This is a genomic window from Planotetraspora sp. A-T 1434 (genome assembly GCF_025420585.1).
GTDB lineage: Bacteria > Actinomycetota > Actinomycetes > Streptosporangiales > Streptosporangiaceae > JAOEGB01.
This window is the reverse complement of the sequence record NZ_JAOEGB010000010.1, coordinates 110,660-123,275: the sequence shown is the minus strand read 5'-3', so window position 1 is coordinate 123,275 and position 12,616 is coordinate 110,660. Positions and strand designations below refer to the sequence as shown.

Genomic DNA, 12,616 nt, shown 5'->3' with positions numbered 1-12,616 from the left:
TGTGATCGCGCCCGCTCGCCGACTCTTCCCTGTGCGCCGGCTCACTGCGGTCACGAGACCCGAGCCTAACGTGACCTGGCCCTACGCCGGTCAAGAGATCCACCTAAACCAGGGCGAAAGCCGTACAGGTCACGGTACGGTTGCGGCAATCCACAGGTCATCTGGAGCGCCCATAGACCTCCGCACCCCCGCTAGCGACCCCCTCCTTCCGAGCGACCCCGCCACCATCGGCGACCACACTCTGCTCGGCCGGCTCGGCACGGGCGGGATGGGCACCGTGTACCTCGGCGCGTCGGAGGACGGCCGGCTGGTCGCGGTCAAGGTGATCCGGCGGGAGTACGCCGTGGCGGAGGACTTCACCGCACGGTTCCGTTCGGAGGTGGAGCACGCCCGGGCGGTCGCGTCGTTCTGCACGGCCCAGGTCCTCGGCCACGGCGAGACCGCCGACGGGCGGCCCTACATGGTCACCGAGTTCATCCAGGGGACGCCGCTCGACCGCCAGATCGCCACGTTCGGCCGGCTCGAACCGGCCACCCTCCACGGCGTCGCGTTCGGCGTGGCCGCCGCGCTCACCGCGATCCACGCGGTCGGGCTGGTCCACCGGGATCTGAAGCCCGCCAACGTGATCCTGTCGATGTCCGGGCCACGCGTGATCGACTTCGGCATCGCCCGGGCCGTGGACGCCACCCACGGGCACACCGAGACGGGTGAGGTCGTCGGCACTCCGGGGTGGTGGGCCCCTGAGCAGTTGCGCGGCCTGCCGATCACCCCCGCCGCCGACATCTTCACCTGGGGCTGCCTGGTGGCCTACGCCGGAAACGGCCGCTCTCCCTTCGGAGAGGGCGACCCGATGGTGCTGGCCCACCGCGTGCTGGAGACCGAGCCCGATCTCGGCAGCCTGCCGGAGCCGCTCGACCATCTGGTCCGCCGCGCGCTGCATCAGGAGCCGCGGCACCGGCCGACCGCCCAGGAGCTCCTGCTCGCCCTCGTCGGCGGGCGCGCCGAGCCGACGACCCAGGTCACCGACGTGATCGAGGACATCTGGGATCCCCCGCCCAACCTCCTCCCCGCTCCGAAGAGACGCCGCAGGCATCTGACCACCGCGCTGGTCGTCGCGGTGATCTTCTCCGTCGCGACCGGTCTGCTCATCGGGCTGCGCGCGAGCCGACAGGACGGGCAGCCTTCCGGCGCGGGCCGGGCGAACGACATCGGCCGCCACATCGAAATAGGAGACGTCCAGGTCATCGTCCAGCGGCCCGCCTGCGAGAGCGGAGAGCGCGAAACCTCCTGCCGGGTCGGCTGGCTGGTGGTCAACATGGGCGGCACGGCGGTGGATCTGGCGGGCCCCCTCGATCTGGTGGACGACCAGGGAGTCACGCACAAGGCCGTACGGAACCTCCGGCCCGAGGCGGCCTTCATCGAGCCCGGCGACATGCTACGGCTGGGCGGGGAGTACGCGATCCCCGCCGACCGCACGCCGGCCCGCCTCACCGGATCCGTGGTCGCCGGGGGCGACGACATCGAGGTGCGTCTGTGAACGGTGCGCCGCCGCGGGAGCCCTGCGTGAGGGCGCGGTTGTGAAGGTCTGTCTGGGAGGGCTGCGGTTGTGAGACGCCTGCTTCTCGTCGCGATGCTCCTGCTGACCTCCGTCGGCGCGGTGTCGCCCGCGCCAGACCTGCCCGACCGGCGCGGCCAGGACGAGTGCGCGCACGCGGGCACCTCGGACTTCGACGGAGACGGCGACAACGACGCCGTCGCGGGTGATCCGTTCGGCGCGGACGGGGCGGGAAGGCTGTTCCTGCTGGGCGGCGGATCCGCCGGGCTGCTCAACCCGGTGATCAAGGAGTTCGCCGCGGGAGCGCCGGGCTGGACCGCCCGCGCGGGCCACCTCGACGGCGACCGCTGCCTGGATCTGGTGGTCACCAACCCCTTCGCGTACGGCACCGCCGGCTCCGCACAGGTCCGCGGAGCAGGGGTGGCCTACGTCTACTGGGGTGGGCGGGACTTCGGCCGGACCGGCGCGGCCCGGCTGGAGCTGAAGGCCCCCATGGCGCGTACCGGCGCCCACTTCGGCTGGTCCGTGGCCGTGAGCGACGGCCCGGAAAGCGGCGCGGGATTCGGCATCGCACCGGTCGGTGCCACAGGAGCAGGCGGCACAGGGGCAGGCGGCACAGGTGGCGGCAGCGTGCTCAGTGGCGGCGCAGGAGGCGGCGGCACGTTGGTCGTCGGCGCTCCGCACGAGTACGCCGACGAGGTGGCCAACTCGGGCGCCGTGTACGTGTACCAGTTCAGCGGCCGGGACCCGGGCCGGCCCCAGCGGATCACGCAGAACACGCCCGGGGTTCCTGGCAGCGGTGAGGCGGGCGACATGTTCGGGTGGTCCGTGGCACTGGGCAGGCTCGGCGGCTATCCGAACTCAGTGGACCTGGCGGTGGGAGCTCCTTTCGAGGACCGGGAGGAGACCAGCGCGACGGACTCCGGTGGGGTCACTGTGATCTACGACGTGTCCACGCGGCCCTGGTCCTACAGTGGAGCCGGTTGGGATCTCTCCTCGGTCACCAACGAACTGTCTCCGGCCACGGGCGATCATCTCGGCTACTCCGTGGCGTACGGCCGGCAGGGAGACCACGGATATCTGGCCGCGGGCGCGCCCGGCGCGGACCCCGGCGGCGTGCGCGACGCGGGAGCGGTCCTGCTCTTCGAGACCACCGGCACGGGCCCGCGCTTTCTGCGGGTGCTGCGCCAGGGAACGGCCGAGGTGGGGGACACCACGGACGAGCGCGACAGGTTCGGCTTCGCGGTGGCGTTCTCCACGACCTCCCCTGCCGCCTCCCCCGCGGCTTCCTTGACGGGCTCCTCGACGTTCTTGGGCCCGGACTCGTCGGGGACCTCTTCCCGGGCCTCGTCCGGGGCCTCGTCTGGGGAATGGGCCGCGGCCTTGGGTGGGGCCTTTCTCGTCGTCGGCGTCCCGGGCGAGAGCTATCCCACGGCGCCGGAGAGCGGTGCCGTACACCTCCTTCCGATCGAGGGCGTGTCCGGCGGGCGAATGATCAGGGAGGCACAGCCCGGCGCGTACGACCATTTCGGGTGGAGCGTGAGCGGGGCCGGGGACGACTGGCTCCTGGTTGGCGCTCCCGATCGGGGTGTCACGGGCGCGGTGACCGTGATGGGAAGTGGAAATCCCCACGAACTTTTCCCCCCGCACGCGGATCCAAGTGGAAAGAACCCCTTGGACTTCGGACTGGACTTCGGAGCCACCCTGGCGGGATAGGGAGCGGCTGTGGACATACGGGATCTGCCCACCCAGGTCGGAGGCGTCGGCCGCCCGCAAGGGCCGCCCCAAGACCCGCCAAAAGACCCACCAAAAGACCCGCCACAACGCCACCCGAAGCGTCGCCCTCGCCCGCTGACAGCCGTGGTGTGTCTCGCCGCAGTGGTGGTCACCTCGCTCGTCGTAGTGGGCGCGATGGCGGTGACCCGCTCGGACGTGCCGCGCCGACCACGACCGGCCGCCGCCCAGGTGACCGATCTCGGCAGGAGGATCCCGCTCGGGCCGGACTTCGACGCGCCCTGGATGATCATCCAGACCCACGGCTGCGGCTACCCGAACTACGTGGGAGGGTTCCGCCATCCGGACCGCCAGACCTGCCGGATGATCGTGCTGTTGGGCAACCCCGGACCGGCCACCATCCACCTCACCGAGCGGTTCCCCGAGCTGATCGATGACACGGGCGGCGGCCACGACGCGGTGCTACAAACCGCCGAACCGCTGCCCACTCTGTTCCCGGGCCGGCGCGTCGCCCCGCTGATCGTGAAGTACGGCATGCCGAAGGAACGGCGACCGGTCCGGCTGGAGGGCCGGTTGGTTCCCGGCGGCCCTGTTGTCCGGGTGCTGCTGTGAGGATCCATCGAGCGCTGGCCGCCGGGGCCGTTCTCGGCGGAATGCTCCTCCCGATCCCGGCCCCGGCGTCGGCATCGGCGTCGGGCGGCACTCCGGCCTGCGCGATGGAGCTGGTCGTGGCCGATCCCAACGCGCAACAGTACGGCTCAGCGGGGTTGGGAGCGGTGTACTCCCTGGAGGCGACCGGCGACGGGCTTCCCCGCGTCCGCCCACGCCTGATACAGGCGCGGCTTCCCACTACCCCTGCGGGCCCGATCGCCCGGTACGACATCGATGGGGACGGCTGCACAGACTTCGTCGTCGGCAGCCCTCAGATGATCGCCAGCGAACGGACGGACGTGCCTGACTACACCTACAGCCCCGGAGACGACGGATACGCGCAGATCATCTGGGGCGGCGGCCACGAGGTCACCGTGCTGCGGGCGCCGGGGCACCCTCAAGGGCATTTCGGCTGGTCGGTGTCCGCGTGGAGCGGCATGGTCGCCATCGGGGCGCCACACGAGGACAGCCCTGGGGCGCCCGACTCGGGAGCCGTTTATCTGTTCCGCCTCAGCGGACGCCGCCTGGCGGGCACTCCCCGGCGCTTCACCCAGGACTCGCCCGGAGTGCAGGGCAACAGCGAGCCGGGGGACATGTTCGGCTGGTCGCTCTCCCTCGGCCGTCTCGCCGGCGACACCCGCGTCGCTGACTTGGCGGTCGGCGCGCCGTACGAGAACGACGACGGCTCGGGTGCTCAAACCGGCCCGGGCGGCGTGCCGCACTCCGGGGCCGTGACCGTGCTGAGCGATGTGACCTCTCCAGCTCCCCGAGGCGAGCAGTTCAGGCTCTCCTCACCCGGCGGGCGGTACGGCTACGCCGTGGCCACCGGTGAGTGGCGCGGCGTGGCCTACCTCGCGGCCGGAGCGCCGGGAGCCGGCCAGGTGCAACTCTTTCGCGCGCCGCCGGGCGGCGGGGTCCGGCCTTTCCGTGTCCTGAAGGGGGACGCGTCTCACGGCTTCTCCCTCGGCGTCGTGGGGGGCGACCTCGTCGTGGGCGCCCCGTATGGCGGAGTGCCTTCCGGGAGCGGGCTGGTGACGACGGTGCCGCTGGAAGGCGGGGCCGGGAAGGTCATCCGAGGAGGCGGCCCCGGTGACCACTTCGGCTGGGCCGTGACCGGCACGGACAGCGGGTGGCTCCTCGTCGGCGCCCCCGACCGGGGCACGACCGGAGCCGCGGCCCTCATCCCGCTGGGCGGGGGCGAGATGACCTGGCTGGCCCCCGGCGACGGTTACGTCCCGCCGCCTCCGGGCGTCTCCCCTACTCGCAGACTCCGGCCGCACGAGGCCGGGACCGCGCTCGACTTCGGCGCCTCTGTCGGCTGAGCGAGCCGTCACCCCTTGCGGCGGCCGCCGTCGCGCGGATCCCAGGCCGATACGCCCCCGGCTACCGATACTCCCCGGCCACGGCGCTCCCGCCCGGCGGACGCGGGATCGCCGGCCGCGGGAGCCGCGGGGGCCTCTGTGACCCTACGGGCTGGATCGTCTGGCGGCTGCGGGAGAGTGGGCTACGGGAGAGTGCTCCGCGATGCGGGCGAAGTCGTCGATGCCGAGCTGCTCCCCTCTCGCGGACGGGTCGACCCCGGCCTTGACGAGCGCCTCCTCGGCGGCGGCGGCCGTACCCGCCCAGGAGGCGAGGGCGGCCCGCAGGGTCTTGCGGCGCTGCGCGAACGCCGCGTCGATGGCGGCGAAGACCTCCTGACGGGTCGCGGTCGTCTCCGGGGGGTCGCGGCGCACGAGGGAGACCAGCCCGGAGTCGACGTTCGGCGCCGGCCAGAAGACGTTGCGGCCGACCGGCCCGGCGCGGCGGACGTCGGCGTACCACGCCGCCTTGAGCGAGGGAATGCCGTAGATCTTCGAGCCGGGCGTCGCCGCGAGCCGGTCGGCCACCTCGGCCTGAACCATCACCAGGCCGCGACGCAACGACGGCAGCACTTCCAGCAGGTGCAGCACGACCGGAACGGACACGTTGTAGGGCAGGTTGGCCACCAGCGCGGTCGGCCGGGCCGCCAGGTCACCCGGACGGACCCGCAAAGCGTCGGCGTGGACCACGGACAGCCGGTCGGCGTATTCAGGAGCCATGTCCGCCACCGTCAACGGCAGCTGCTCCGCGAGTACCGGGTCGATCTCGACCGCGACGACCTTCGCGACCTGGGGAAGCAGCGCCAGCGTGAGGGAGCCCAGCCCCGGCCCGATCTCGATGGCCACGTCGTCAGGGGTCACCTCGGCCACCCGGACGATCCGGCGGACCGTGCCGCCGTCGATCACGAAGTTCTGCCCCAGCTTCTTCGTCGGCCGGATGTTCAGCTTCTCCGCCAACGTGCGCACTTCGACCGGGCCGAGCAGACTCATGCCTCCAGTGTCCTGCATGCGAGCGTGTCGATTTACCTGGTACTCCCGGCCAACGGCCATCCATTCTTCTTTCGGTGCCGAACATGCCATATACGGAGGGAGCGGACGTGGATAACGTGGCGACGCGCGGCACCGACGCCGCCAGGCAAGGAGGCGCGCCCATGCGACCCACCGGCGCCGAACCGCTCAGCCCGGACGACCCGGCGGCGATCGGCCCCTACCGGCTGCTGGGCAGGCTCGGCGAGGGCGGCATGGGCACCGTCTATCTCGCCGTGGCCCCGGCCGGCCAGGTCGTCGCGGTCAAGGTGGTGAAGACCGAGTTCACGGCCGACGACGACTTCGCCGCCAGGTTTCACGCCGAGGTGGACAACGCCCGCAGGGTCGCCTCGTTCTGCACCGCCCAGGTGCTGGACAACAGCAACGCCGCGGACGGCAGGCCGTACATGGTCACGGAGTACATCGCCGGGACTCCGCTGTCGCGGCAGATCACGACGTACGGCCCGCTGGGGGCGGGCCCGCTCCACGGGGTCGCGCTCGGCGTGGCGGCGGCGCTGGCAGCCATCCACGTCGCGGGGCTCGTCCACCGGGACCTGAAGCCCGCCAACGTCATCCTGTCCATGTCGGGACCACGGGTGATCGACTTCGGGATCGCGCGGGCGCTCGACACCACGCACAGCTTCACGCAGTCGGGCGAGTTGCTCGGCAGCCCGGGGTGGTGGGCTCCCGAACAGGTCCGCGGCGAGGAGATCACCCCGGCGACGGACATCTTCGCCTGGGGATGCCTGGTGGGCTACGCCGGGAGCGGGCGCCACCCCTACGGCCGGGGCGACGCGGTCACGCTCGCCGCCCGCGTGGTCAACAACGGCCCCGACCTGGGTGTCCTGCCCCCGCCGCTCGACGAGCTGACCCGCCGGGCCACCCACCCCGACCCCGCGCAGCGGCCCAGCGCGCAGGACCTGCTCCTCGCGCTGGTCGGCGGCGTCGCGCCGGTTCCGGACCGACCGTCGCCTGCCGTGACGGCCACGGAGATGCTCACCGAGTCGTGGGAGCCCCCGCCCAATGTCGCGGCGGAGCCCGACGCGACTCAGATCCTCGGCGCTCCCACCGCGACGGAGCCGGGCCTCGCCACGCGGTGGCGTTCCAGAGCGAGCCGCTGGCTGTTCGCCGCGGCCGCCGTAGTGGTCGCGCTGGGCGTCACCGTAGGCGTGCTGGTCACGGCCCGTCAGAGGCCGGGCGACGCCGGCACGGTCGTGGCGGCCAAGGCACCGGCGGCCGGGAAGGCCCCCGCCGTGGGCGCGGATGTCGGGCGGCGGATCCGGCTAGCCGGGACCGGCACCCAAACGCCCGGCACCCAAACGTCCGGCACCCGAACGCCCGGCACCCGAACGCCCGGCGCCTTCACGCTGGACACCCAGATACTCGTGCCGCAGCAGCCACGCTGCGGGCTGCCGGCCTACGAGAGCGTCACCGCGACGAAGGGCGGCCTCTGCGTCGTGCGCTGGACGATGGTGAACCTGGGAGGCGACCTCGCGCCTGTCTCCACCATGTCCCCCCGGCTGTTCGACGACCGGGGAGGCGAGCATGACGCCGACAAGGCGTCCACTCCCCTGCCGACCGCTCTCGTGCCGGGCGCCAAGGTTGACGGAGTCCTCATTTTCGATCTTCCGCCGGGCCGCAAGCCCACGAGACTCGTTCTCACCGACGGTGTAGAGGTGCAGCTGTGAGGCTCCTGCGCGCAGTGCCGGCGCTTCTCCTCGCTCTCCTCGTCACCGGGCTGTCCAGCCCTGGTACGGCTTTTGCCCGCGCCGACTGCTCGGAGGCGTCCGCGGCCGACTTCGACGGCGACGGGACCGACGACGCCGTCGTCGGTGACCCGTTCGCCGACGTCCGGGGTGGCCAGGGCACAAGCGGGGACGGCGCGGTCGCCGAGGGTGCGGGAGCCGTACATGTCCTGCTCGATGGCGGGCGGGGCGGCGTCCTGGTGCTCCAGAGCCCCGATGGCAAGGCGGGCGACGGGTTCGGATGGTCCGTACGGACGGCTCACGTCAACGGTGACCGATGCCTGGACGTGATCGTGGGCGCGCCGTACGCGGATGCCTCAGGCGGGGGCACGGACGCCGGGGCCGCTTACGTCTTCTACGGCACGCCGAACGGCCCGCCACGGGTCACGCCACTTCCCCGGGAACCTCAGGCGAACGCTCACTTCGGCTGGTCGCTCGCGGCGGCCGAGCTACCACCGTCGCAGGCGGCCCAAGGCGGCGCGCTCGTCGCCGTGGGCGAGCCGCACGCCGACCGGGACGGCGTGACGGACTCGGGAGCCGTCCACCTGTTCGACGTGGGCGACACGGCGAAGGCTACCGCGGTCATCACTCAGGACTCCGAGGGCGTCATCGGCAACAGCGAGGTAGGCGACATGTACGGCTGGGCCCTCGCCCTCGGCCACCTCGGTGGCAAGCCCGGCGAGCTGGACCTCGCCGTCGGCGTGCCGTACGAGAACGACGACGGCACCGGCAGGCAGGTCGCGTCCGGGAAGATCGACGCCGGAATGGTAGGCGTGATCTTCGACGTCCGGGGCGCCGCGGGTCGTTACACCAGCCGGAAATGGGATCTCCGCCAGGCGTCGGCCACCGTCCGGGAGGCCTCGGGCGACCGGTTCGGATACGCGCTGGACTACGCCGAATGGAAGGGCGACGGCTACCTCGCCGCGAGCGCGCCGCTGGCCGACGCGGGCGGGAAGGAACCCGGCATCGTGGAGGTGTTCGTCAGGAAGGGGAGCAGCGAGCTGACCCCCGTGCGGACAGTCAAGGGGCGATCCGGCGGGCTGGGAGGGTGGAGCCTCGCCTTCTGGAGCCCCAGAGGCATCCTGTCCCTGGCCGTCGGCAGCCCGTACGCGACGGCCGGGTCAGGCCCAAAGGAGTCTGGACTCGTGCGATGGATCTTCCTTAACGGGGCCGACGAGACCATGTGGCTGCCGAGCGGCCGCCAGGAGCGCTTCGGCGCCTCGGTCGCGGACCTCGGCGGCCAGAACGCGCTGTCGCCGGGTGAACGGCTCCTTATCGGCGTCCCTGACAGAGGCCCGACCGGCGCCGTGGCCTTGATCAGCGAAGGCGACCCCGTGTACTACGGCCCCGGGAAGATCGACGGCGGCGCCTCGGCCGATTTCGGCTCCGCCGTCGCGGGATAAGCGCGGGCGGAGCGTCGCCGGTCTCCCCTCCCGACCGGACTAGTGCCCTGACCTGCGGCGACGATGGGCTCAGCCGCGCCTACCGGCGCCGCTGAGCGTCCGAGTGCGGGTCACCAGGCTCCGAAGGCGGTTTCGCCGTTGGCGGTGATGGCGGCGGCCAGGTCCGCGACCTCGACGCCCTTGACCTCCGCCAGGCAGCGCAGCGTCAGCGGGATGAGGTAGGGCGCGTTCGGCTTGCCCCGGTGCGGCACCGGAGGAAGGTACGGCGCGTCGGTCTCCACGAGCATCAGTTCCAGGGGCGCCACGCGGGCGGCCTCCCGGAGGTAGTCGGCGTTCTTGTACGTCACCGGCCCCGAGAACGACATGAAGTATCCGGCGTCCGAACACCGCTTCGCCATCTCGGCATCACCGGAAAAGCTATGAAAAATCACGACATCGGGAGCACCCTGGTCGGCGAGCACCGAGAGCACGTCGTCGTGGGCGTCCCGGTCGTGGATGACGAGCGCCTTGCCGGTCCGCTTGGCGATCTCGATGTGCGCCCGGAAGCTCGCGTGCTGGTCGCCCTTCGAGGCCCAGTCACGGAAGTAATCGAGCCCGGTCTCCCCCACCGCCCGCACGTACGGCTGCCGCGCCAGTTCCTCGATCTCGGCCAGGACCTCCGGCGTGGCCGCGTGGGCCTCGTTGGGGTGGATGGCCACGCCCGCGTAGACATCGGCGTGGCCGGCCGCCGTGGCGGCGTTCCACCGGGACGAGGGCAGGTCGTAGCCGATCGTCACGAGCCGGGTGACCCCGACGGCCCTGGCCTCGTCCAGGATCGACTCGACGGTGGCGCCGGCGACCTGCGCCGCCTGGGCCACCGGATCGCCGGAGGACGCCTGCCGATTGCCCACCATGATGTCGAGATGGCAGTGGCTGTCGAAGACCTCACCCGGCAGCGGCTCGGGGAGCGGCGGAATCCCGGTCACGCCCCTCAACTTACCGCTCCCGTTGGAGCCACCCCCCACCCCTTGGATGTGATCATGAACACGTTCCCACACGCACTGCATGAGCAGCCCCCAGCCGTGCGTGATCATGCACATATTCCCGGCGATAACGGCTGACCTGGCAAAACATCTTTCGTGATCAGGCAGACGCCCGCCGATGCCAGATCACGAACTGCGTTCGCCCTGGTCACTTCCCGCGCCCAGGAAAGTCTGCATGATCACCACGAGAAAGGTGCAGGCGAGACCGGTTCCCCGGGAACCTGCGCATGATCACCACGAGAAAGGGGCAGGTGAGACCGGCTCCCTGGGAACCTGTGCATGATCACCACAAGGTCAGTCGGCGAGGCGGGCGAGTTCCTCGTCGACCACCTTGGGGTCGAGCTTGGCGAACAGCGGCGTGGGCGGGGCCAGCGGGGTGCCGGCCTTGATCGGGCGGTGCTCCCAGCGGGCGGCGCCCTGGTAGTCGCCCGTGATGACGGGATAAGTCGGCCCGCCGTCCTCGTCGACCTCGCGGATCTCCGGCATGCCGGACCACACGCCCTCGCCACCGAGCATCTCGAAGATCTTGTTCGACGAGTTCGGCAGGAACGGCGTGAGCAGCGTCTTGGCGTCGTCGACGACCTGGAGGGCCACGTGCAGGATCGACTTCTGCCGCTCGGGATCGTCCTTGATCTTCCAGGGCTCCTGGTCGGCCAGATACTTGTTGGCGTCGCGCACGACGTCGAACGCCTCGGTCACCGCGTTCTTGAACCGGGACCGCTGGAGCTCGGCCCCGACCGCGGCGAAAGCCGTACGGGACCTTTCCAGGAGGGCGCGGTCGGCGTCGGTGAGGTCGCCGGCCTCCGGGATGGCGCCGAAGTTCTTGGCCGCCATCGAGATCGACCGGTTGACCAGGTTGCCCCAGGCCGCGACGAGCTCGCCGTTGTTGCGGTTGACGAACTCCGACCAGGTGAAGTCGGTGTCCTGGTTCTCCGGGCCGGCGACCGCGATGTAGTAGCGCAGGGCGTCGGCCGAGTAGCGCTCGAGGAAGTCGCGGACGTAGATCACGACTTGCCTGGAGGAGGAGAACTTCCGGCCCTCCATCGTCAGGAACTCGCTCGACACGACCTCGGACGGCAGCGCGAGCTTGCCGAGCGACCCCGGCGTGCCGCCCCTGGCGCCCTCCCCGTTGTAGCCGAGCAGCATCGCCGGCCAGATCTCGGAGTGGAAGACGATGTTGTCCTTGCCCATGAAGTAGTAGCCACGGGCGTCCGGGTTCTGCCACCACTGCCGCCAGGCGTCGGGGTCGCCGCTGCGCCTGGCCCACTCGATGGAGGCCGAGAGGTAGCCGATGACCGCGTCGAACCAGACGTAGAGCCGCTTGTCGTTGCGGTCGCGCCAGCCGTCCAGCGGGATCGGCACGCCCCAGTCGAGGTCGCGGCTGATCGCCCGGGGCTGGAGGTCGCCCAGCAGGTTGAGGGAGAACTTGAGCACGTTGGGCCGCCACTCGCCCTGCTTCGACTGCAGCCACGTGCCGAGCACCTCGGAGAACGCGGGCAGGTCGAGCATGAAGTGCTCGGTCTCGACGAACACCGGCGTCTCGCCGTTGATCCGCGACCGGGGGTTGATCAGGTCGATCGGGTCGAGCTGGTTGCCGCAGTTGTCGCACTGGTCGCCGCGGGCGCCGTCGTAGCCGCAGATCGGGCAGGTGCCCTCGATGTACCGGTCCGGAAGGGTCCGACCGGTGGACGGGGAGACCGCGCCCATCGTGGTCTTGGGGAAGATGTACCCGTTCTTGTAGAGACCCAGGAAGATCTCCTGCGCGACCGCGTAGTGGTTGTGCGTCGTGGTCCGTGTGAACAGGTCGTACGACAGCCCGAGGCCGACGAGGTCCTCCGCGATGACCCGGTTGTACCGGTCGGCGAGCTCGCGGGCGGTGACGCCCTCCTTGTCGGCCTGCACCTGGATCGGCGTGCCGTGCTCGTCGGTCCCGGAGACCATCAGCACCTTGTTGCCCGCCATCCGCTGGTAGCGGCTGAAGACGTCGGAGGGCACCCCGAAGCCGGAGACATGCCCGATGTGACGCGGGCCGTTCGCGTACGGCCAGGCGACGGCGGTCAAGATGTGCTGGGACATGAGCACAAGCCTAGGGCGTTACGCGTGGAGTCTCGAACCGGTTACG

At 71.2% G+C, this 12,616-nt stretch carries 9 protein-coding genes; 6 read left to right on the top strand and 3 right to left on the bottom strand.

Features of this window, described 5'->3' with window-relative positions; translation table 11 throughout:
* Position 1 precedes the first annotated feature (1 nt).
* The 4 genes from N5079_RS35355 (at position 2) to N5079_RS15105 (ending at position 5,262) form a co-directional block, all read left to right on the top strand.
* The gene (locus tag N5079_RS35355) at positions 2–1,537 is read left to right on the top strand and encodes a serine/threonine-protein kinase (RefSeq protein ID WP_315967838.1); all 1,536 of its coding nucleotides are present in this window, start codon (positions 2–4) and stop codon (positions 1,535–1,537) included.
* Positions 1,538–1,606: 69 nt separating this feature from the next.
* Positions 1,607–3,271 carry a hypothetical protein gene (locus tag N5079_RS15115; RefSeq protein WP_261584385.1) on the top strand — a complete coding sequence of 555 codons (1,665 nt, stop codon included), beginning with the start codon at positions 1,607–1,609 and terminating at the stop codon, positions 3,269–3,271.
* A gap of 144 nt (positions 3,272–3,415) precedes the next feature.
* Positions 3,416–3,901, top strand: a complete 486-nt coding sequence (locus N5079_RS15110) for a hypothetical protein (protein ID WP_261584384.1) — start codon at positions 3,416–3,418, stop codon at positions 3,899–3,901.
* The gene (locus N5079_RS15105; protein ID WP_261584383.1) at positions 3,898–5,262 is read left to right on the top strand and encodes an FG-GAP repeat protein; all 1,365 of its coding nucleotides are present in this window, start codon (positions 3,898–3,900) and stop codon (positions 5,260–5,262) included. The genes N5079_RS15110 and N5079_RS15105 overlap by 4 nt, the downstream gene beginning before the upstream one ends.
* 144 nt (positions 5,263–5,406) lie before the next feature.
* Here N5079_RS15105 and rsmA read toward each other — a convergent pair whose 3' ends face one another.
* The gene (rsmA, locus tag N5079_RS15100; RefSeq protein ID WP_261584382.1) at positions 5,407–6,306 is read right to left on the bottom strand and encodes a 16S rRNA (adenine(1518)-N(6)/adenine(1519)-N(6))-dimethyltransferase RsmA; all 900 of its coding nucleotides are present in this window, start codon (positions 6,304–6,306) and stop codon (positions 5,407–5,409) included.
* Positions 6,307–6,395: 89 nt separating this feature from the next.
* Between rsmA and N5079_RS15095 the strand changes: the two genes are divergently transcribed.
* Positions 6,396–8,012, top strand: coding sequence for a serine/threonine-protein kinase (locus tag N5079_RS15095; RefSeq protein ID WP_410007791.1), 1,617 nt, complete (start codon positions 6,396–6,398; stop codon positions 8,010–8,012).
* The gene (locus N5079_RS15090) at positions 8,009–9,472 is read left to right on the top strand and encodes an FG-GAP repeat protein (RefSeq protein ID WP_261584381.1); all 1,464 of its coding nucleotides are present in this window, start codon (positions 8,009–8,011) and stop codon (positions 9,470–9,472) included. Before N5079_RS15095 ends, N5079_RS15090 begins: the two co-directional genes overlap by 4 nt.
* Before the next feature lie 110 nt (positions 9,473–9,582).
* Here the strand turns inward: N5079_RS15090 and N5079_RS15085 are convergent, their stop codons facing one another.
* Both N5079_RS15085 and metG read right to left on the bottom strand, forming a co-directional pair.
* Complete coding sequence (locus N5079_RS15085) at positions 9,583–10,476, bottom strand: TatD family hydrolase (protein ID WP_410007793.1); 894 nt, start codon at positions 10,474–10,476, stop codon at positions 9,583–9,585.
* Between the two features lie 312 nt (positions 10,477–10,788).
* On the bottom strand, positions 10,789–12,570 hold the full coding sequence (gene metG / locus N5079_RS15080; RefSeq protein WP_261584379.1) for a methionine--tRNA ligase: 1,782 nt from the start codon (positions 12,568–12,570) through the stop codon (positions 10,789–10,791).
* Positions 12,571–12,616 lie beyond the last annotated feature (46 nt).